Here is a 21,702-nt window from a genome sequence, read left to right on the forward strand (position 1 = left end):
TGAGCGACTTCGGGTGCTCGGGCATACTCGCCCCGCTCTCCTCGACCAGAAGAAAAACAGGAGCCACGTCATGCAGAGCATCATGCTCAAAGCCAAACTGCACCGCGCCGAAGTCACCCACGCCGTGCTCGACTATGAAGGCTCCTGCGCGATTGACGGCGAATGGCTCGATCTCGCCGGAATCCGCGAGTACGAACAGATCCAGATCTACAACGTCGACAACGGCGAACGCTTCACCACCTACGCCATCCGTGGCGAAGAAGGTTCGCGGATGATTTCCGTCAACGGCGCCGCCGCCCACAAGGCCAAGGTGGGTGACCGGGTGATCATCTGCGCGTACGCTCAGTTCAGCGATGCCGAGCTGGAAGACTACAAGCCGCGCATGCTGTACATGGCTCCCGGTAACGAGCTGAGCCATACCAGCAACGCGATCCCGGTCCAGCTCGCCTGATCCGAAGAGACGATGCCCGGAACCACCGGGCATCTTTCCCGTTCGAAAGCCTCAAGCTCAAACACGCACGTCTCACCCGAAGGTACGTCATGGAACACCACCTCACCCCGCTGGATGCCACCAAACTGGCGAGCTGGCAGGCGTTGGCCGCACATCGCCAGGATCTGCAGAACTTCACCATGCGCGAGGCGTTCGCCGAGGACCCGGAGCGCTTCAAGCGCTTCTCCCTCAGCGCCTGCGGCCTGTTCCTCGACTTCTCGAAGAACCTGATCCGCCAGGACACCCTCGACCTGCTGGTGAAGCTCGCCGAGGAAGCCAAGCTGGGCGAGGCCATCCAGTCCATGTTCCGTGGCGAGGTGATCAATGCCTCCGAGCGCCGCCCGGTGCTGCACACCGCGCTGCGCCGTCCTATCGGCGACAAGGTGCTGGTGGACGGCAACGATGTGATGCCCGAGGTGCACCGCGTGCTGCACCAGATGACCGAACTGGTCGCTGCCGTGCACAACGGCCTGTGGCGCGGCTACACCGAGAAGCCGATCACCGACGTGGTGAACATCGGCATCGGTGGCTCCTTCCTCGGCCCGCAGCTGGTCTCCGAAGCGCTGCTGCCCTTCGCCCAGAAAGGCGTGCGCTGCCACTACCTGGCGAACATCGACGGCAGTGAATTCCGCGAGATGACCGCCAAGCTCAACGCCGAGACCACGCTGTTCATCGTCTCGTCGAAGTCCTTCGGCACCCTGGAAACCCTGAAGAACGCCCAGGCCGCCCGCGCCTGGTACCTGGCCCAGGGCGGCAGCGAGGCGGAGCTGTACCGCCACTTCATCGCCGTTTCCAGCAACAAGGAAGCCGCTTCCGCCTTCGGCATTCGCCCGGAAAACGTCTTCCCGATGTGGGACTGGGTCGGTGGCCGTTACTCGCTGTGGTCAGCCATCGGCCTGCCGATCGCCATGTCGGTGGGTATCAACAACTTCAAGGAGCTGCTGTCCGGCGCCTACAGCATGGACCAGCACTTCCTCACCGCGCCGTTCGAGAAGAACATCCCGGTGCTGCTGGGCCTGCTCGGCGTGTGGTATGGCGACTTCTGGGGCGCGCGCAGCCACGCGATCCTGCCCTACGACTACTACCTGCGGAACATCACCGACCACCTGCAGCAGTTGGACATGGAGTCCAACGGTAAGAGCGTGCGCCAGGACGGCACCCCGGTGTCCGCCGGCACAGGCCCGGTGATCTGGGGCGGCGTGGGCTGCAACGGCCAGCACGCGTACCACCAGTTGCTGCACCAGGGCACCCACCTGATCCCGGCCGACTTCATCGTCCCGGTGTCCAGCTACAACCCGGTCGCCGATCACCACCAGTGGCTGTACGCCAACTGCCTGTCGCAGAGCCAGGCGCTGATGGTCGGCAAGAGCCGCGCCGAAGCCGAGGCCGAACTGCGCGCCAAGGGCGTGGACGAGGCCGAAGTGCAGCGCCTGGCGCCGCACAAGGTGATCCCCGGCAACCGCCCGAGCAACACCCTGGTGCTCGAGCGCATCAGCGCTCGCCGCCTGGGCGCACTGATCGCCATGTACGAGCACAAGGTCTACGTGCAGAGCATCCTCTGGGGCATCAACGCCTTCGACCAGTGGGGCGTGGAACTGGGCAAGGAGCTGGGCAAGGCGGTCTATGGCCGCTTGGTCGGCAGCGAAGAAAGCGCCGCCGAGGACGGTTCCACCCAGGGCCTGATCGACTTCTTCCGCGGCCGTCACCGCGGCTGATGGCTTTACGAACGGGTGGGCGCCTGCTCACCCGTTTGCTCGGCACGGTCCTCTTCGCTATCCCCCTCAGCTCCATCCGCCCTCCCCACCCTCTGCGCATAGCGCTCTGCAACGCCGATCAGAACACCCGCGCGGGAACGCTCCCGTCTCGTGGCGCGTCGAAACTGCATGGACAACCCTTGAACCCGCCTTGCCTTGGATGCACCCTTGGGGCATCTCGGCTAAACAACAACAAGGATTCCCCATGCATGAGATCAGCCTTCACCCCGTGCCGGAGGCCGTACGCAAGCGTGCCTACCTCGACAACGATGCCTACCAGCGCCTCTACCAGCAGTCGGTAGACGACCCGCATACTTTCTGGGGCGAGCAGGCCAAGACCTTCCTCGACTGGTTCAAGCCCTGGCACTCGGTGCACCACGGTGACCTCGCGAAGGGCCAGGCGACCTGGTTCAAGGGCGGCGAGCTCAACGTCACCTACAACTGCATCGACCGCCACCTCGAACAGCGCGCCGAGCAGGTCGCGATCATCTGGGAAGGCGACAACCCGGCTGAATCCGCCAACATCACCTACCGCAAGCTGCACAGCCATGTCTGCCGCCTGGCCAATGTGCTCAAGAGCCGCGGTGTCGGGAAAGGCGACCGGGTCTGCATCTACATGCCGATGATCCCCGAAGCTGCCTACGCGATGCTGGCCTGCGCACGGATCGGTGCGATCCATTCGGTGGTGTTCGGCGGCTTCTCCCCGGACGCCCTGCGTGACCGCATCAACGATGCCGATTGCCGCACCGTGATCACCGCCGACGAAGGCGTGCGCGGCGGCAAGTACGTCCCGCTGAAGAAGAACGTGGAAAAAGCCCTGGCGGACTGCCCGAACGTGTCCACCGTGGTCGTGGTCGAGCGTACCCAGGGCGAGATCCCATGGGTCGAAGGCCGCGACCTCTGGTACCACGAGGCCCTCCGCGAGGCCAGCGAGGACTGCGCACCCGAGCCGATGGATGCCGAGGATCCGCTGTTCATCCTCTACACCTCCGGCTCGACCGGCAAACCCAAGGGCGTGCTGCACACCACCGGCGGCTACCTGCTGGGCGCGGCGATGACCCACAAGTACGTATTCGATTACCACGATGGCGACATCTACTGGTGCACCGCAGACGTGGGCTGGGTCACCGGGCACAGCTACATCGTCTACGGCCCGCTGGCCAACGGCGCCACCACGCTGATGTTCGAAGGCGTGCCGAACTACCCGGACGCCTCGCGCTTCTGGCAGGTGATCGACAAGCACCAGGTGAACATCTTCTACACCGCGCCCACCGCCATCCGCGCGTTGATGCGCGAAGGCGATGCTCCCGTGCAGAAGACCAGCCGCGGTAGCCTGCGCCTGCTCGGCTCGGTGGGCGAGCCGATCAACCCGGAAGCCTGGGAGTGGTACTACGAAGTCGTCGGCGAGAAGCGCTGCCCCATCGTCGACACCTGGTGGCAGACCGAAACCGGCAGCATCCTGATCACTCCGCTGCCCGGCGCCACCGACCTCAAGCCCGGCTCGGCGACCCGCCCCTTCTTCGGCGTGCAACCGGTGCTGCTGGATGAGCAGGGCAAGGAAATCGATGGTCCCGGCTCCGGCGTACTCGCTGTGAAAGCCAGCTGGCCCAGCCAGATCCGCAGTGTCTACGGTGATCACCAGCGGATGATCGATACCTACTTCAAACCCTACCCCGGCTACTACTTCACCGGCGACGGCGCGCGGCGCGACGAGGATGGCTACTACTGGATCACCGGCCGTGTGGACGACGTGATCAACGTCTCCGGCCATCGCATCGGCACCGCCGAGGTGGAGAGCGCGCTGGTGCTGCATGACTCGGTCGCCGAGGCCGCCGTGGTCGGCTATCCGCACGACCTCAAGGGCCAGGGCATCTATGCCTTCGTCACCACCATGAACGGCATCGAGCCCAGCGACGCACTCAAGCAGGAACTGCTGGCCCTGGTGAGCAAGGAGATCGGCAGCTTCGCCAAGCCGGAAATGCTGCAGTGGGCGCCGGGGCTGCCCAAGACGCGCTCGGGCAAGATCATGCGGCGCATCCTGCGCAAGATCGCCTGCAACGAACTGGAAAATCTCGGCGATACCTCGACCCTGGCTGACCCCAGCGTGGTCCAGGGGCTGATCGACAACCGCCTCAACCGTTGACCTGCGCTACAGGCCGAGGGCGCAAAGATGCTAGGTTTATGGAACAGACCTGTCGTCCTTGCCCTGAGGCCTGTCCGCCGCAATGGAAACCGTTCGCCGTCATATCGAAAGCCAGGTACTCAGCCTGACCGGCCTCGCCCTGGGCGGGGTCGACTTCGAGTCGCCCAAGGGCGACCCCGGCCTGTTCGGGCCGGAATCCATCAGCTGGAAAGTCCATGGCGACTTCAGCTCGATGCTCATTGGCGGCATCAGCGCCCTGCTCCTGCAGATGCTCCATCCGGCCGCGCTCGGTGGAGTGTGGGACCACTCCAACTTCCGCGCCGACATGCTCGGCCGCCTGCGCCGCACCGGGCAGTTCATCTCCGCTACCACCTACGGTTCGCGCGGTGACGCCGAGAGGCTGATCGAGCGTGTGCGCCGCATCCACGACGGCGTCCACGGCACCCTTCCCGACGGCACCCCGTATGCGGCCAGCAACCCGGACTTGCTCACCTGGGTGCACGTCGCCGAAGTCAGCTGCTTCCTCGCCTCGCACCTGCGCTACCTGAACCCGAATCTTTCCGGCGAAGAACAGGACCGCTACTACGACGAGATAGCCCTGATCGCCGAGCGCCTCGGTGCACGCAATGTCCCGCGCTCGCGGGTGGAGGTTGCTGCCTACCTGCAACGCATGCGCCCACAGCTTCGCTACGACGAACGCACCCGAGAAGTGGTCAGCGTGCTCTTCAACGCCCCTGCCCCCAGCTTCCTCGCCAAGCCCTTCGGCATGCTGATGATGCGCGCCGGCATCGACCTGCTCCCGGACTGGGCGACAGACCAGCTCGGCCTGAGCCTCGGCAGTTTGCAGCGCCAGCTGATCCGTTCCAGCGTGAAGCGCAGCGTGCCGCTGTTGCGCTGGGCGGTACGCAACGGCTCGCTGCACCGCGCGCGCCGGCGCATGGGCCTGCCCCCTCTGCGCTGAAGCGTGACCACTCGGTTCGGAGGGTGGTGAGCCGGCGGCGAGCGTGCAACCATGCTCCTTCGCTGCGGCCGTTGCCGCGCCAGCCAGAGGATTCGCGTCATGCAAGAAGTCGTCATCGTCGCTGCCACCCGTACCGCCATCGGCAGCTTCCAGGGTTCCCTCGCCACATTGCCGGCCCATGAACTGGGCGCCGCGGTGATTCGCAGCCTGCTGCAACAGACCGGCCTGGATCCGGCCCGGGTGGATGAAGTCATCCTCGGCCAGACACTGACCGCCGGTGCCGGCCAGAACCCGGCGCGCCAGGCTTCCATTGCCGCAGGCCTGCCCAACACGGTGCCGGCAATGACGGTGAACAAGGTCTGCGGCTCCGGGCTCAAGGCCTTGCACCTGGCTGCGCAGGCCATCCGCTGTGGTGACGCCGATATCGTCATCGCCGGTGGCCAGGAAAGCATGAGCCTCGCCCCCTACGTCATGCCTGGCGCCCGTACCGGCCTGCGTATGGGCCACGCCAAACTGGTCGACAGCATGATTCAGGACGGCCTGTGGGATGCCTTCAACGACTACCACATGGGCATCACCGCCGAAAATCTGGTGGAGAAGTACGGCATCAGCCGGGAGGACCAGGACGCCTTCGCCGCCGAATCGCAACGCAAGGCCGCCGAGGCCATTGAAGCGGGGCGCTTCAAGGCCGAAATCACCGCCATCGAGATTCCCCAGCGCAAGGGCGAAGCCCTGCGCTTCGACACCGACGAGCAGCCCCGCGCCGGCACCACCGCAGAATCCCTGGCCAAGCTCAAGCCGGCGTTCAAGAAAGACGGCAGCGTCACCGCCGGCAATGCTTCGACCCTCAATGACGGCGCAGCCGCCGTGTTGCTGATGAGCGCGGCCAAGGCTGCGGAACTGGGCCTACCGGTCCTGGCCCGCATCGCCGCTTATGCCAACGCCGGTGTCGACCCTGCCATCATGGGGATCGGCCCGGTCTCGGCTACCCACCGCTGCCTGGAGAAAGCCGGCTGGCAGCTCGCCGAACTGGACCTGATCGAGGCCAACGAGGCGTTCGCCGCCCAGGCATTGTCCGTGGGCAAGGAACTGGGCTGGGATGCCTCGAAGGTGAACGTCAACGGCGGCGCCATCGCCCTTGGCCATCCCGTCGGCGCATCGGGCTGCCGCGTACTGGTCACCTTGCTGCACGAGATGCTACGACGCGACGCGAAAAAGGGCCTCGCCACGCTCTGTATCGGCGGTGGCCAAGGTGTAGCGCTGGCGCTGCAGCGCTGACCTACATGGACTTGCTGAGCAGAATTCCTTCTGCACAGCAAGTCTCCACGCACGCTTGCAGGCCCATGCCCTCTCAAGTTGACTTCCCGCATGCTTTCGGTCCTACGCATAGGAATATTCCGTAGGTGCTTGAACAACTGGTCTATCTTCAAGATCAATGCGCGCAATCATTTGGACTCAGGGAGTCAACCATGAAGAAACGTGTGGTGCTGATCGAGGATCACCCCGCGATGCGCCTGGCGATCCGTTCGCTGCTTGAACAGGATCCACAGTTCGAAGTAACACGCGAGGCAGCCGATGGCCATGGCGGCCTGGACGCTGTCCGCAAGGAACGTCCGGACCTCGTGATACTGGACCTCAACCTGCCGGGGATGGACGGCCTCGACCTGCTGGCGCGCATCCACATCTTTGACGAGAACATCCGCCTGCTGGTCTTGAGCTCGCAGGATGAACGCCTGTACTCGAGCAAGGTCGAAGCCGCGGGTGCGCATGGCTTCGTCAGCAAGAACAAGGACACCAGCGCCATTCTCAATGCGGCCCGCATGCTGGTGTCGGGCTATCGCTGCTTCCCGGAAAAGGCACTGAGCATCGACAAGAACGCCGACCCGGTGGCCAGCCTGACGCCACGCGAACTGGTGGTGCTGCGCAGCCTGGTGAGAGGCATGAGCAACAAGGACATCGCCGAGGAGCTCTTCCTCAGCCAGAAGACCGTCAGCACCTACAAGACGCGCATTCTGGAGAAGCTGAACCTCGAAAGCCTCGTGGACCTCGTTGAGTTCGCCCGCACCAATCGCTTGAACGACTGACAGACATCACTGAAAACCGCGTCCGAAGGCGACTTTCGAATCGAACCATCCCAGCCGTGCCATACTGGTTCTGCACGTCACGACGGAAACGACTCTCGCCATGCCCAAAGGATTGAAACGCGCCATCGGCGCGGTCTTGTTGCTGGTCTCTCTCTACTGCCTGCTGGGTTTTCTCATCCTTCCCGGCATTGGCCTGCGTGTAGCCAACCAACAACTGGCTCAATACTCGACCGGCCCGGCGCGCCTGGAACGTATCGAGTTCAATCCTTTCAGCCTGGAACTCACCCTCTGGGGATTGCACCTGGGCGAAGAGGGGCAGGAACAGGTACGTTTCCGCCGCCTCTACGCCAACCTCGAACTCGATAGCCTGTGGAAGCGCCAGTTGCACCTGGCGGATGTCGAACTGGATGCGCCGCACACCGAGTTGCTGTTCGCCGAGAACGGCACGCTCAATCTCACCAAGCTGTTCAAGCTGCCCCCCAGCGAACCGACCCCACCGCCGGCGGAGCCGAGCGATCCCTTCCCGCTGCGCATCGACCGCATTCGCCTGGCCGAGGGCAGCCTGCACTTCCTCGACCGTCGCCCCAGCGAGCCGGTGGAGTTCGTCTTCGACCCTCTGGGGTTCGAGCTGCACAACCTCAGCACGCTGCCCGACGACGGCGCCGAAATGACCTTGGTCGCTACCGGCCCGCACGGCGGCAAGCTCGACTGGAAAGGCGACCTGAGCATCGTGCCCTTCACCTCCAAGGGCAGCTTCACTCTGGACGGCGTGCCACTGAAGGCCTGGTGGCCCTATGTGCGTGACAACGCTCCGCTCAACCTTAACAACGGCATTCTCAGCGTCGCCTCCGACTACCACCTGGACCTGTCGAAAGACACCCAGTTGCTGCTGGACAAGGCGGCCATCAAGCTGCGCGACCTCGACCTGGCATCGCCGGATGGCAAGCCGCTGGCCAAGCTCGCCACCCTGGATGTCGCCGAAACTACGCTGGACCTCGCCAAGCAGGAAGTGATCGTTGGCCAGATCCGCAGCCAGGGCCTGGAAGCCTGGGCGGCGCGGGAGAAGGATGGGCAGCTGGACTGGCAGAAGCTCTTCGCCGACTTCAAACCCTACAAGCGCCCCGAGGAACCGACTCCGCAGGCGCAAGCCGCTCCCGAGCAGAAGCCCGCCAGCGAAGCCAAGGCAGCGTCCGGCGAGACTGTCGCCGGCCAGCTGCAAACGTCCCCTGCGGAGGCCGCCACGGTTTCGGACAACGATACGGCCAAGGCGCCGCCAGCAGCCGCTACCGCACCCCGGCCCGCAGATGCCCAGCCCGCCGCGCCGGTTGAGCCGAAGAAGACCTGGCACGTGGTCCTGCGCGACACCCAGTTGCGCGGCTACAAGGCCCACCTGGCCGATCGCGCACCGAGCAAGCCGGTGAATCTCGAAGTCGGCCCTCTGGACCTTGACCTGCAGAACCTCGACAGCGGCCTGACCTCGCCCCTGCAACTCAAACTCAAGACCGGTCTCGGCCCTCGCGGCCAGATCGAGGCCAGCGGCCAGGTCATCCCCAACCCAGTCAGCGCGAAGCTCAAGGTCTCCACACGCGACATCGACCTGCGCGTCGCCCAGGCCTACATCGATCCGTTCATCCGCCTGGAACTGCGCAGCGGCCTGCTGGCCAGCGACCTAGATGTCGACCTCAAGGGCACCGAGCCGCTGGCTTTCAGCGTCAACGGCAGCGCCCAGGTCACCCAGTTGCACACCCTGGACACCCTCAAGAACCGCGACTTCGTCAAATGGACCAAGCTGACCCTCGACGGCCTGGCCTACAAACATGGCGACAGCCTGGTGATCCAGACGGTGTCGCTGGAAGAGCCCTACGCACGCTTCATCATCAACGAGGACCGCAGCACCAACGTCAGCGAACTGATCATCGCGCAGCCGGAATCCGCATCGTCCTCCGCGAACAAAGGCGGCAGTGGCAACAGCAAGCCGCTGGGCATCCGCATCGGCGGGGTGAAGATCAACAACGGTTCGGCCAACTTCGCCGACCTGACCCTGCGCCCGGACTTCGCCACCGCCATCCAGCAGTTGGGCGGCGAGATCGGCACCATCGACAACCGCAATCCGACACCCGCCTCGGTGGACGTGAAGGGCAAGGTCGACAAGTACGCCCCGGTCACCATCAAGGGCAGCCTCAACCCCTTCTCGCCGCTGGAGAAGCTGGACATCGCCACCAGCTTCAAGCGCGTCGAGCTGACTACCCTGACGCCCTACTCCGGCAAGTTCGCCGGCTATCGCATCCGCAAGGGCCGGCTGAACCTGGACCTGCACTACCAGATCACCCAGGGCAAGCTGAAGGCCGACAACAAGGTGCTGGTAGAACACCTGCAACTGGGCGAGAAGGTCGACAGCCCCGACGCTGTGGACCTGCCGGTGAAACTGGCGATCGCGCTGCTCAAGGACGCCAACGGCAACATCGATATCCAGCTGCCGGTGGAAGGCGACCTGAACAACCCGCAGTTCAGCGTCATGCCCATCGTCTGGCAGACCCTGCGCAACCTGGTGGTACGCGCGGTGCAGGCACCCTTCAAATTCATCGCCGGGCTCGCCGGCGGCGGCGACGAGGACCTGGGCAGCGTGACCTTCGCGCCCGGCTCCAGCGAGCTGGATTCCGCCGCCCAGGCCAACCTCGACAAACTGGCCGGCGCGCTCAAGCAGCGCCCGGCCCTGAAGCTGGAAGTCGAAGGTGTCGCCGCCGCAGCCAGCGACGGCCCGCTGCTGGCCGACAAGCGCCTGAAACAGGAATACCAGAAGAACTACTACAGCATGTTGCAGCGCCGCGGCGACAAGGTGCCCAGTGACGCCAGCCAGTTGGAAGTCCCCGAGGACCTGCAGCCGATCCTGCTCGAAGGCGTCTACCGTGCGCGCCTGAAGAAACAACCTCCGGCGGAGTGGCAGGACCTGAGCAAGGACGAACGTTCGGCGAAGATGCGCCAGGCCGTGCTCGACTCCTGGAGCGACAGCCAATTGCTGCTGCGCAAGCTCGGTCAGGAGCGCGCGACCCAGATCAAGGACTATCTGGTCAGCAAGGGCGGCCTGGGGGACGACCGCATCTACCTCATCGACGTCAGCTTCGGCGAAGCGGAGAATGGTGGCAACGTGGCCACCCAGCTTCACCTCGATAGCGAGTAAGGAGTCGTTCGATGAAAGCCCTGACCTGGATGCCCTGCGCCCTGCTGCTTTGCGCGGCGGGCGCCCAGGCGGAAAGCATGCGCTGCGGTAGTTCCCTGATCAACGCCGGCGACCGTGCCTGGGAAGTCGAGCAGAAGTGCGGCGCGCCGGATCACCGCGATGAAGTCGGCTATACCCTCAGCGGCTACGACCACCGCGAGTACCGGGTCGAGGAGTGGGTGTACGGTCCGCGCAACGGCACCAGCTATATCCTCACCTTCGAGGCCAACAAACTCAAAAGCATCGAGTTCAAACGCAATTGAAGACCACCTTCGCTCGGCGCCTGGCCGCGCTTGTGTTACCGCTCACTGTCATTGCGCTGGACGTGCAGGCCGCCAGCTTGCGCTGCAATAGCATGCTCATCAGCACCGGCGACGTCACCAGCGACGTGCTCAGCCGCTGCGGCGAGCCGGTCAGCCGCTCCTTCCTGGGCTACAAGCAGGTTCCTGGCCCCCGCTACGGCGAATCCATGGAAGTGGCCGTGGAAGAATGGATCTACGGTCCCTGGAGCGGCATGTTGTATTTCGTCCGCTTCGAGGGCAATCGGCTGAGCGACATCCAGAGCAAGCGCAGCGGTAACTGACAGCCGTGCTGGCGAGGTGCTAGTCTCGCCGCCACTCACGCCACTTGCGCCAAGGACCGGTCGCCATGGTCATCGTCCCCGCCGAGCATCCGCTGGACTGGAAAAAGCCTCCCGTTATCACGCTGCTGCTCATCGTCATCAACGTCCTGATCTACTTCGGCTACCAGGGGGGCGACAGCACCCGGCGCGAAGAGGCCGTGCGCGTCTATCTCGACCAGGACCTGCTGGGTCATGAACGCCCCTTGTTCAGCGCCTCGCTGGAGCGCCGCGACCGCCTGGAAGCCGACCAGCAGCGCGCCCTGGAGGCCCTGCCGCGTCAACAGCTGGCCTGGCTCGTTCTCTCGGACCTGGAGTTCGGCCATGAGCTGCGTGCACTGCCGGCCTTCCAGCAGGACAGCGCCTGGCAGGCCGCGCGCCTGAAAGCCGAAACCGCACGCGACCTGACCAGCAGCCTGCGCTTCGGCTTCATCCCCGAGCGGTTCACCGTCCAGGGCCTGTTCGGCTCGATGTTCCTTCATGGCAGCTTCTGGCACCTGGCCGGCAACATGGTGTTCCTGTTCATCTTCGGCTTCGCTCTGGAAGCGGCCTTGGGGCGTGCCCTGTACCTGGGCCTCTACCTGTTCAGTGGCCTCTGCTCGGGCCTGCTGTGGTGGGCGCTGGATCCGTCCTGGGTGCCGGGCATCGGCGCCTCCGGCGCCATCTCCGGCCTGATGGGCATGTACATCGGCGTCTATGGCCTGCGGCGCATCCAGTTCTTCTACTGGCTCGGGCCGTTGATGGGCTACCTGAAGGCACCGGCGCTGTGGATCCTGCCGCTGTGGCTGGGCAAGGAACTGTTCGGGCTGGTCCGTGCCGCCGATCATGTGAACTACTACGCGCACATCGGCGGGCTGGTCTCCGGCTTCCTCGCCGTCTGGCTGCCGCGCAAACTGGGGCGGATGCCGGTCGACGAGGCGTACCTGGCGAAAGAAGACCCCGAAGCCCCTTTCAAGCGCGCCCTGGCGTCGCTGGATGAGCAGATCGGCCGCTTCGCCCTCGACCAGGCCGCGGCACGGGGTGCGGAGCTGCTGCGGCAGTTTCCGGGACAACCTTTGCTGGTCGAACGCCTGTACGGCGTAGCCAAGGGGAGGCAGGACCGGGGCTTGATGAGCGAAACTCTCAAGCAGTTGTTTGCCCTGCCGCCTTCGCCGGCAGCCGACGCACTGCTGCGCAGGCTGGCTGAAGAAAGTGCCGCCAGCGATACCGGGCTGCTTGCCCATCCAACCATTCAATTACACCTGCTGCGCAAGCTGCTGCAACGCAACGAGTCCGTGCAGGCACTGAGCAGTTGGCGCCGCCTGACGCGCTCCGCCCAACGTCCCGAGCTGCTGCCGGGCCTGACCCTGCAACTGGCCAAGCAGGTGGGCCAGAAGGGTGACCTGCAGGCTGTACGCGAGCTGTCGCGCTTCCTCCGCCAGCACTACCCGGAAGCAGACCCGACGCGCCAACTGACGATCTACCAGCAACACCTGGCCCCCTGATCCCACCCATGAAAAAGCCCCGCCGGCGTGCCGGCGAGGCTTGGGTCATCCCTGGGTGTGGGCGCTACAGACGGCGGCTGAAGTCGCGGACTTCCTCTTCCGCTTTTTCGCGGGTCCAGCCGTAGCGCTCCTGCAGTTTGCCTACCAGGTACTCGGCGTGTCCGTCCGCCGCCTGCAGGTCGTCGTCAGTGAGCTTGCCCCACTTTTCCTTGAGCGTGCCGGACAGCTGCTTCCACTTGCCTTTGATGACGTCAGTGTTCATGGCGATCCTCCTCTAGCGATCGGTGGGAAAAGGGCTTGGCCTTACTCGACCGACTTCAGTCCATCGGCGGATACAGCGGTCACGCCTTTGATGCCTTTGGCGGTCTGGACGGCCAGTTCCTTCTCGGCGTCGGTTTTCACGTTACCGGACAGGGAAACCACACCTTTGTTGGTTTCGACCTTGATGTTGGTACCGCTGATATCCTTGTTGGCGATCAGGCTGGATTTCACCTTGCTGGTGATCCAGGTGTCGGAAACCGCCTCTTCAGTTTTCTGGACGGTGTCATTGGCGGCCAGAGTCGTCGGCTGGGCGAACACCGAGTTGGCGAACGAGAAGCTCAGAGCGGTTGCGGTGGCAGCGGCAAGGGCCAGTTTGTTGAAACGTTTCATGGCGGTTTCTCCTGAATTATTGGAAAACTGCGGCCCGTTCCTGGCTGCAGTTGCACTAGGACTATCGCAAGCCCTGTGCCAGCTTTTCCATTCCAGCAAAAACCTTATTAATCAATAAGTTATCAACATATACCAAACAGTAGTCGCTTGCAGTTTGCAAAGTCTGCCGCTGCGCTCCATGCAGGTTGCACGATCAGGTGCCTGAGCTTCTGCCCAACTTCGCCAGCACGGCCTCAAGCTGCACAACCTCGCCCATCTGCTCGAACGCCGGATAACGCTGGCGAATGAAAGCCAGCAACTGCTGGGCGGGTTCGACCTGCCCCAGCTCCTCCGAAAACGCCCGTGCCGCCATCAGGTAGGCGCGGGGAATGCCGGGGTACTCCGGGTAGCGCTTGTGCAGGTTGCGCAGCAGGCTCAGCCCCTCGCGGGCCTTGTGGCGCTCGATCAGCACCTCGGCAATGCGTTCGCAGACGCTCGGGTCCTCGGGCAGGTAGTCCGCCTGCAGTTGCCGGGCATTGAGGAATGCGCTAGCAGCCAGCTGCGGGTTGAGCCGGCTGGCCAGGCCCAGGTAATGCGGCAGGTGATTCAGGCATTCCGCACGCTCGTTCAGGGCGAACAGCAACTGGTGATAGCGCTCGTTCAGCTTGAGGTCCTGGCGCCCTTCGCGAAGCGCCGCGACGAGGATCTCCAGCGCCGCGCCGGTCTGCCCCTCCTTGACTCGTACCTCCGCCTCGGCCAGTGCCTTGCGGCGGTGCCATTCCGGCGCGGCGAAACCGGCCGGGGCGTCCTCTCCGGCGGAGACGTAGCCGAGCTCGCCCTGATACTGGAACACGGCATAGCCCATCATGGCGCACATCACCACGGCGAAATAACCCGTCAGGCCTGCCACCACCGGGACCATCACCACCCGCGGCAGCCCATTGGAGAGGAGCCAGGCGACATAAGTGGGCGACTGCCAGAGGATGAACAGGAACACGCAGAGGATCAGGTAGCGCCAGCCCATGGCCGCGATCACCTGCCCCACTTCGCTGGGGCTGAGCGCGGCCCCCAGGCTCTTGTCCAGGGACAGCCGGATGATGCTCGCCGGCAGTACCAGCATGATGCCGATGTTCGCGGCCCAGTAGATCGCCTCGCTATGGAAGTCGGCCGCCAGCCACAGCAGCACCAGGGCGATCAGGAATACCGCCAGTTGCTGGAAGAACGTCCGCAGGCTGTCGGGGCTGAAGGCTTCGAGCAGGCCTGGAGCTTCCTGGCCGCCAAAACTCGCCGTTTCGATCACGCTATGCAGGTATTTGGTTGCCACGCTGAACAGAGCGATCCACAGCACGAACATCGGCGGCATGAACACGCAGGCCAGTGCCAGCAAGGCACAGAAGGCCAACGGCCCGACCTGGAAGCCGTAGGCGAAGAACTTCGGCAAGCGCTCCCAGAAAGGTTGTGCGGTATTCGCTGCGCCGAGGTAGCGCAGATGGCCCCGGCACAACGGACACGACGGCGCGTACTCCGGCGCGTCGGCATTGAGCGGAATGCAGCAGTCGCCATAATGGCGCTCGCAAGGCTGGCAATGCCAGGTCGCGGGCTGGGCACTGTGGTAGTGACAGTAACGCTTGTCCATCTCGGGGCATCCTTGGAGCGAGATCGGCGAATGTCGCATTCTCAAGGCAAAAAAAGAGGGCCCGCAAGGGGCCCTCTTTCATTTCACCGTTTGCTTATACGCCAGAGGCTTCAGCAGCGGCTACGTCCTTGATGGACAGCTTGATGCGGCCGCGGTTGTCCACGTCCAGAACCAGGACTTTGACTTCCTGGCCTTCCTGCAGAACGTCGGTGACCTTGTCGATGCGCTTGTCGCTGATCTGCGAGATGTGCACCAGACCGTCTTTGCCCGGCAGGATGTTGACGAAGGCACCGAAGTCCACGATGCGCTCGACCTTGCCGACGTAGATCTTGCCGATCTCGGCTTCCGCGGTGATGCCCAGGACGCGCTGCTTGGCGGCCTCGGCAGCTTCCTTGGTTTCGCCGTAGATCTTCACGCTGCCGTCGTCTTCGATATCGATCGAAGCCTTGGTCTCTTCGCAGATGCTGCGAATGGTGGCGCCGCCCTTGCCGATGACGTCGCGGATCTTGTCGGTGTCGATCTTCATCTGGATCATGGTCGGAGCGTTTTCCGACAGCTCTGCACGCGGAGCGGCAATGATCTGGTTCATCTGGCCGAGGATGTTCAGGCGAGCTTCCAGGGCCTGGCCCAGGGCGATCTCCATGATCTCTTCGGTGATGCCGTTGATCTTGATGTCCATCTGCAGGGCGGTCACGCCCTTGTCGGTACCGGCGACCTTGAAGTCCATGTCGCCCAGGTGGTCTTCGTCACCCAGGATGTCGGTCAGGATGGCGAACTTGTCACCTTCCTTCACCAGGCCCATGGCGATACCGGCAACCGGCGCCTTGACCGGAACACCGGCGTCCATCAGCGCCAGGGAAGCACCGCAAACGGAAGCCATGGAGCTGGAACCGTTGGACTCGGTGATCTCGGAAACAACGCGAATGGTGTAGGGGAACTCATCCTGGGTCGGCAGCATGGCAGCGACGCTGCGACGTGCCAGACGGCCGTGGCCGATTTCACGACGGCCCGCGCTACCCATGCGGCCACACTCGCCCACCGAGAACGGCGGGAAGTTGTAGTGCAGCATGAAGGGGTCTTTGCGCTCGCCTTCGAGGGTATCGAGCAGCTGGGCGTCACGGGCGGTGCCGAGGGTGGCAACGACCAGAGCCTGGGTTTCGCCGCGGGTGAACAGCGCGGAACCGTGGGTCTTGCCCAGTACGCCGACTTCGATGCGCAGCGGGCGAACGGTGCGGGTGTCGCGACCGTCGATACGCGGTTTGCCGTTGACGATGTTTTCGCGAACGGTGCGGTATTCGAGCAGGCCGAACACATCCTTGACTTCAGCGGCCGGGAACTGGCCTTCGCCTTCACCGGCGAACTTGGCGACGATCTCGTCGCGCAGGGCGCCCAGGGCCGCGTAACGGTCCTGCTTGATGGTGATGGTGTAGGCTTCGGAGATGGCAGCACCGAACTCGGCCTTGATGGTGTTGACCAAGGCAGTGTTTTCGACCGGAGCGGACCAGTTCCAGGTCGGCTTGCCAGCTTCGGTAGCCAGCTCGGCAACGGCGCGGATGACCGACTGGAACTCTTCGTGTGCGTAGAGCACAGCGCCGAGCATCTGGTCTTCGGTCAGCTCGTCGGCCTCGGATTCAACCATCAGCACGGCGTCGGAGGTGCCGGCCACGACCATGTCGAGGCTGGAGCTCTGCTGCTGCTCGTAGGTCGGGTTGAGGATGTAGCCGATTTCCGGGTGGAAACCAACGCGGGCTGCGCCGATCGGGCCGGCGAACGGAATGCCGGAGATCGCCAGGGCGGCGGAGGTGCCGATCATGGCAGCGATGTCCGGGTCGGACTTCTTGTTGGTGGAAACGACGGTGCAGACAACCTGCACTTCGTTCATGAAACCTTCGGGGAACAGCGGGCGGATCGGACGGTCGATCAGGCGCGAGGTCAGGGTTTCCTTCTCGGAAGGACGGCCTTCACGCTTGAAGAAGCCACCGGGGATACGGCCAGCTGCGTAGGTCTTCTCCTGGTAGTGCACGGAGAGCGGGAAGAAGCTCTTGGTCGGGTCGGCCTGCTTGGCGCCGACGACGGTGCAGAGCACGGTCACGTCGTCCATGGTGACCAGGACGGCACCGGTGGCCTGGCGGGCGATGCGGCCAGTCTCGAGGGTTACGGTCGATTGACCGAACTGGAATTTCTTGATTACCGGGTTCACGGTTTCTCTACCTTCTCTTTAGTTGCCTTGGGGGAAATTGTGGAAATGGCGGGAGTCGGACCCGAATTCATTCCCTATAAAAGCGAGAAAGCCGGGAGCCAGAGCCGATGAGCGGTATGAACCGCCCATCGACTCCGGACTCCCAGCTTCCCACTTCAGGCTTGCCGTCTTAGCGACGCAGGCCCAGGCGACCGATCAGGGCGCTGTAACGAGAGGTGTCCTTACCCTTCAGGTAGTCCAGCAGCTTACGACGCTGGTTAACCATACGGATCAGGCCACGACGGGAGTGGTGGTCTTTGCCGTTGGCCTTGAAGTGGTCCTGCAGCTTGTTGATGTTGGCGGACAGCAGTGCAACCTGCACTTCCGGGGAACCGGTGTCGCCTTCAGCTTGCTTGTACTCGTTGACGATCTGGGCTTTTTCTTGGACGCTCAGTGCCATGATGGGGCTTCCTCTGAGGTAACAGGCCAGGGACTTCTCCCTGTGTTCATAATAAGAGGAGTGACCGTGCCTGCTGACAGCCACCCTCGGTTTCGGCCTTACGACCGAATCAGTCGACGCGGCGCCAGGCGCCCGTCTTCGACCACTTCACCGATTCCGATGAAGCGGCCTTCGTGATCCTGCACCCGCAGCATGCCGAACTTCGGCATCTCGGGAGCGCGCACTGGCTGACCATGCAGCCAGTAATAGGCGCTGTGCTCGGAGAGCTGCAACAGCGGCCAGTGTTCCAGCCCGGCATCCACCGGCAGCAGGAAACGGTCGAGGGCTTCATTGCCACCCTCGGCATGGACTTTCTCGAGCTCCTCCAACGTCACCGACTGGTTCAGCTGGAAAGGTCCGGCCTGGGTCCGGCGCAGGGCGGCAACGTGTGCACCACACCCGAGTTCGCCGCCGAGGTCTTCGACCAGGGTGCGAATGTAGGTGCCCTTGCTGCAGGAAACGGCCAGCGTCGCACAGGGCGACTCGAAGGCGAGCAAATCCAGGCGCGCAATAGTAACAGAACGCGCCTCGCGCTCCACTACCTCTCCTGCACGAGCCAGCTTGTACAACGGCTGACCATCCTTCTTCAGGGCCGAGTACATCGGCGGCACCTGCTCTATGTCGCCACGGAAACGCGGCAGCATGGCCTCGATGGCGTCCCGACCAATGGTCACCTCGCGCTGTTCAAGGACCTCGCCCTCGGCATCGCCGGTGGTGGTGGTCACGCCCAGCTGGGCGACGGTCTCGTAGGCCTTGTCGGCATCGAGCAGGTACTGGGAGAACTTGGTCGCCTCGCCGAAGCACAGTGGCAGGACACCAGTGGCCAGCGGGTCGAGGCTGCCGGTATGGCCGGCCTTCTCGGCATTGAGCAGCCAGCGCACCTTCTGCAGGGCCTGGTTGGAACTCATGCCACGCGGCTTGTCGAGAATCAGCACGCCGTTGACCGCGCGGCGAATGCGTTTCACCTGGGCCACGCTTTACTCCTCGGAATCGCCGCCATGACGGCGATCGGCTGCCACTGCGCGCTCGATCAGCGCCGACAGTTCGGCACCACGGCGAATACTGGCGTCATAGCTGAAGTGCAGTTGCGGCACGGTGCGCAGTTTCATCGCCTTGCCCAATTGCATGCGCAGGAAGCCCGCGGCATCGTTGAGGATGCTGGTGTTCTGCTTCACCACTTCGGCATTGTCGTCCTGGCCCATCACGGTGACGTACACCTTGGCATGGGACAGGTCACGCGCCACGTCGACGCCGGTGATGGTCACCAGGCCCAGACGGGGGTCCTTGATTTCACGCTGGATCAGCAGCGCCAGTTCGCGCTGCATCTGGTCGCCGATACGCTGGGTACGGCTGTACTCTTTGGCCATTTTCCTAACCTACTTACCCGGGCCATGAGGCTCCGGGCCTGAAAGCGGCAAACGCCCGGGGCAGCTGGTTAGCTGGCCCGGGCGCTGCGTTCACGCTCGAATACCCTTACAGAGTACGAGCGACTTCGACCTTCTCGAACACTTCGATCTTGTCGCCGACGCGGACGTCGTTGTAGCTCTTCACGCCGATACCGCACTCCATGCCGGCACGAACTTCGGAGACGTCATCCTTGAAGCGACGCAGGGATTCCAGCTCGCCTTCGAAGATGACCACGTCGTCGCGCAGTACACGGATCGGACGGTTGCGGTGCACCAGACCCTCGGTGACCATGCAGCCGGCGACCGCGCCGAACTTCGGCGAACGGAACACGTCACGCACTTCGGCGATACCCAGGATGTTCTCGCGAACATCGCTGCCGAGCATGCCGGTCAGGGCTTTCTTGACGTCTTCGATGATGTCGTAGATCACGTTGTAGTAACGCATGTCGAGGCCTTCGGACTCGACGATCTTGCGCGCACCAGCGTCAGCACGGACGTTGAAGCCGAACAGCACCGCGTTGGAGGCCAGCGCCAGGTTGGCATCGGACTCGGTGATACCACCGACGCCGCCACCGACCACGCGAACCTGCACCTCGTCGTTGCCCAGGCCACTGAGCGAGCCCTGCAGGGCTTCCAGCGAACCACGGACATCGGACTTGAGGACGATGTTGAGGGTCTTCTTCTCTTCCTGGCCCATGTTCTCGAAGATGTTTTCCAGCTTGCCGGCGTGGGCACGAGCCAGTTTCACTTCGCGGAACTTGCCCTGACGGAACAGAGCGACTTCGCGGGCCTTCTTCTCGTCGGCGACCACGGTCATCTCGTCACCGGCATCCGGGGTGCCGTCCAGGCCGAGGATCTCGACAGGGATCGACGGGCCGGCTTCCTTGATCGGCTTGCCGTTCTCGTCGAGCATCGCACGGACGCGGCCGTAGTTGACGCCGACCAGCACCATGTCGCCCTGACGCAGGGTGCCATCCTGGACCAGCACGGTGGCTACCGGGCCACGGCCCTTGTCCAGACGGGACTCGACCACCACGCCACGGCCCGGGGCCGACGGAGTAGCTTTGAGTTCGAGTACTTCAGCCTGCAGCAGTACGGCTTCGAGCAACTCGTCGACGCCGGTACCCAGCTTCGCGGAAACGTGAACGTACGGAGCATCGCCGCCCCACTCTTCCGGGATCACGTCCAGAGCGGCCAGGCCGTTCTTGATGTTGTCCGGGTTGGCATCGGGCTTGTCGATCTTGTTCACCGCGACCACGATCGGCACGCCAGCCGCTTTCGCGTGCTGCACGGCTTCCTGGGTCTGCGGCATCACGCCGTCGTCCGCTGCCACCACGAGGATGACGATGTCGGTCGCCTGGGCACCACGGGCACGCATCGCGGTGAACGCGGCGTGGCCAGGGGTGTCGAGGAAGGTGACCATGCCGCGGTCGGTTTCCACGTGGTAGGCGCCGATGTGCTGGGTGATGCCGCCGGCTTCGCCCGCTGCAACCTTCGCACGACGGATATAGTCGAGCAGCGAGGTCTTGCCGTGGTCGACGTGGCCCATCACGGTCACGACCGGCGCACGGGAAACCGCCTCACCTTCGAACTTCAGCGACTCGGCCAGTTGCTCTTCCAGGGCGTTCTCGCTGACCAGCTTGACCTTGTGGCCAAGTTCTTCGGCGATCAGCTGGGCGGTCTCCTGGTCGAGTACCTGGTTGATGGTCACCGGGGTGCCCATCTTGAACATGAACTTGACGACTTCAGCGCCCTTCACCGACATCTGCGCAGCCAGTTCGGCCACGGTGATGGTCTCACCGATATTTACTTCACGCACAATCGGTCCTGTCGGGCTCTGGAACCCGTGCTGGTTACGCTTCTTCAGCTTGCCCTTGCCACGGCCACCGCCGCGACGGCCAAAGCTGTCGTCGTCGTCACCACCACTGCGCACGACGCGCGGCGCGGTGGTCTTTTCCTTTTCCTTGATCGACGGGCGATGCTGGGCATGCTTGCGATCGCGGCGCTCGTCTTCCTCGTCACGCTTGGGCACACGACGCGGCTCTTCCTTCTTGCGGTCATCCGCAGCAGGAGCAGCAGCGGCCGGCACAGCCGGAGCAGGAGCCGCGGCGCGCGGGGCGTCGGCAGCAACCGCAGCAGCGGCAGGCGCAGAGGTAGTAGCAGCCTGGCGAGCGGCATCCGCCTGGCGGCGGGCCTCTTCCTCAGCAGCGCGCTGACGGGCCTCTTCCTCGGCCTTCAGACGCACCGCTTCTTCAGCGACGCGCTGCTCTTCCAGCTCGCGCTGGCGCTCGGCCTCAAGCTCTTCGGGATCGCGCTTGACGTAGGTTTTCTTCTTGCGAACCTCGACGCTGACGGTCTTGCTGCCAGCGACTTTCAAGGTCGAAGTGGTCTTGCGTTGCAGGGTGATCTTGCGCGGCTCATCCGCGCGATCACCGTGGCTGCCTTTCAGGTGGGCCAGCAGCGCTTGCTTCTCGCTGTCGGTCACCACCTGCTCGGCATTGTTATGGGGCAGACCCGCTTCGCGCATCTGCTGCAGCAGGCGCTCCACCGGCGTATCGACCGTCTTGGCCAGTTCTTTCACCGTGACTTGCGTCATGCAC

Annotated in this window: 18 protein-coding genes; 10 read left to right on the plus strand and 8 right to left on the minus strand. The window is 63.9% G+C overall.

Annotated features, from left to right (window positions below):
• Positions 1 to 70: 70 nt before the first annotated feature.
• The 10 genes from panD to RS899_RS22195 all read left to right on the plus strand — a co-directional run bounded on the left by panD (position 71) and on the right by RS899_RS22195 (position 12,752).
• Positions 71 to 451: an aspartate 1-decarboxylase gene (gene panD, locus RS899_RS22150; protein WP_169936518.1), complete on the plus strand. Its 381-nt coding sequence runs from the start codon at positions 71 to 73 to the stop codon at positions 449 to 451.
• Positions 452 to 540: 89 nt separating this feature from the next.
• A complete protein-coding gene (gene pgi / locus RS899_RS22155) occupies positions 541 to 2,205 on the plus strand; it encodes a glucose-6-phosphate isomerase (RefSeq protein ID WP_233297191.1) in 1,665 nt (554 codons plus the stop codon).
• A gap of 244 nt (positions 2,206 to 2,449) precedes the next feature.
• Positions 2,450 to 4,387 (plus strand): acetate--CoA ligase, encoded by a 1,938-nt coding sequence (acs, locus tag RS899_RS22160; protein ID WP_313462305.1) that lies wholly within the window; start codon positions 2,450 to 2,452, stop codon positions 4,385 to 4,387.
• 82 nt (positions 4,388 to 4,469) lie between these two features.
• A complete protein-coding gene (locus RS899_RS22165; RefSeq protein ID WP_315808091.1) occupies positions 4,470 to 5,348 on the plus strand; it encodes an oxygenase MpaB family protein in 879 nt (292 codons plus the stop codon).
• A gap of 99 nt (positions 5,349 to 5,447) precedes the next feature.
• A complete protein-coding gene (locus RS899_RS22170; protein ID WP_315808092.1) occupies positions 5,448 to 6,626 on the plus strand; it encodes an acetyl-CoA C-acetyltransferase in 1,179 nt (392 codons plus the stop codon).
• Between the two features lie 191 nt (positions 6,627 to 6,817).
• Positions 6,818 to 7,432 carry a response regulator transcription factor gene (locus tag RS899_RS22175; RefSeq protein WP_315808093.1) on the plus strand — a complete coding sequence of 205 codons (615 nt, stop codon included), beginning with the start codon at positions 6,818 to 6,820 and terminating at the stop codon, positions 7,430 to 7,432.
• A gap of 100 nt (positions 7,433 to 7,532) precedes the next feature.
• Entirely contained in the window at positions 7,533 to 10,610 is a 3,078-nt protein-coding gene (locus RS899_RS22180; protein WP_315808094.1) for a DUF748 domain-containing protein, read from the plus strand.
• Positions 10,611 to 10,621: 11 nt separating this feature from the next.
• Complete coding sequence (locus tag RS899_RS22185; protein ID WP_315808095.1) at positions 10,622 to 10,912, plus strand: DUF2845 domain-containing protein; 291 nt, start codon at positions 10,622 to 10,624, stop codon at positions 10,910 to 10,912.
• Positions 10,909 to 11,232, plus strand: a complete 324-nt coding sequence (locus RS899_RS22190) for a DUF2845 domain-containing protein (RefSeq protein WP_409978031.1) — start codon at positions 10,909 to 10,911, stop codon at positions 11,230 to 11,232. Before RS899_RS22185 ends, RS899_RS22190 begins: the two co-directional genes overlap by 4 nt.
• 65 nt (positions 11,233 to 11,297) lie before the next feature.
• Complete coding sequence (locus RS899_RS22195) at positions 11,298 to 12,752, plus strand: rhomboid family intramembrane serine protease (protein WP_313462296.1); 1,455 nt, start codon at positions 11,298 to 11,300, stop codon at positions 12,750 to 12,752.
• A gap of 64 nt (positions 12,753 to 12,816) precedes the next feature.
• Here the strand turns inward: RS899_RS22195 and RS899_RS22200 are convergent, their stop codons facing one another.
• The 8 genes from RS899_RS22200 to infB all read right to left on the minus strand — a co-directional run bounded on the left by RS899_RS22200 (position 12,817) and on the right by infB (position 21,698).
• A complete protein-coding gene (locus RS899_RS22200; protein ID WP_054910617.1) occupies positions 12,817 to 13,014 on the minus strand; it encodes a CsbD family protein in 198 nt (65 codons plus the stop codon).
• A gap of 41 nt (positions 13,015 to 13,055) precedes the next feature.
• Positions 13,056 to 13,403, minus strand: a complete 348-nt coding sequence (locus RS899_RS22205) for a BON domain-containing protein (RefSeq protein WP_054910616.1) — start codon at positions 13,401 to 13,403, stop codon at positions 13,056 to 13,058.
• Positions 13,404 to 13,596: 193 nt separating this feature from the next.
• A complete protein-coding gene (locus RS899_RS22210) occupies positions 13,597 to 15,018 on the minus strand; it encodes a hypothetical protein (RefSeq protein WP_315808096.1) in 1,422 nt (473 codons plus the stop codon).
• Positions 15,019 to 15,112: 94 nt separating this feature from the next.
• Positions 15,113 to 17,218: a polyribonucleotide nucleotidyltransferase gene (pnp, locus tag RS899_RS22215; RefSeq protein WP_054910614.1), complete on the minus strand. Its 2,106-nt coding sequence runs from the start codon at positions 17,216 to 17,218 to the stop codon at positions 15,113 to 15,115.
• Positions 17,219 to 17,387: 169 nt separating this feature from the next.
• Entirely contained in the window at positions 17,388 to 17,657 is a 270-nt protein-coding gene (rpsO, locus tag RS899_RS22220) for a 30S ribosomal protein S15 (protein ID WP_045216763.1), read from the minus strand.
• Between the two features lie 98 nt (positions 17,658 to 17,755).
• The gene (gene truB, locus RS899_RS22225; protein WP_054910613.1) at positions 17,756 to 18,670 is read right to left on the minus strand and encodes a tRNA pseudouridine(55) synthase TruB; all 915 of its coding nucleotides are present in this window, start codon (positions 18,668 to 18,670) and stop codon (positions 17,756 to 17,758) included.
• A 3-nt stretch (positions 18,671 to 18,673) separates the two neighbouring features.
• Positions 18,674 to 19,063 carry a 30S ribosome-binding factor RbfA gene (gene rbfA, locus RS899_RS22230; protein WP_169936507.1) on the minus strand — a complete coding sequence of 130 codons (390 nt, stop codon included), beginning with the start codon at positions 19,061 to 19,063 and terminating at the stop codon, positions 18,674 to 18,676.
• 106 nt (positions 19,064 to 19,169) lie between these two features.
• Positions 19,170 to 21,698: a translation initiation factor IF-2 gene (gene infB / locus RS899_RS22235; RefSeq protein WP_315808097.1), complete on the minus strand. Its 2,529-nt coding sequence runs from the start codon at positions 21,696 to 21,698 to the stop codon at positions 19,170 to 19,172.
• Positions 21,699 to 21,702: the final 4 nt, after the last annotated feature.

It is taken from the genome of Pseudomonas sp. C9-3 (genome assembly GCF_032392015.1).
GTDB classification, from domain to species: Bacteria; Pseudomonadota; Gammaproteobacteria; order Pseudomonadales; family Pseudomonadaceae; genus Pseudomonas; species Pseudomonas nitroreducens.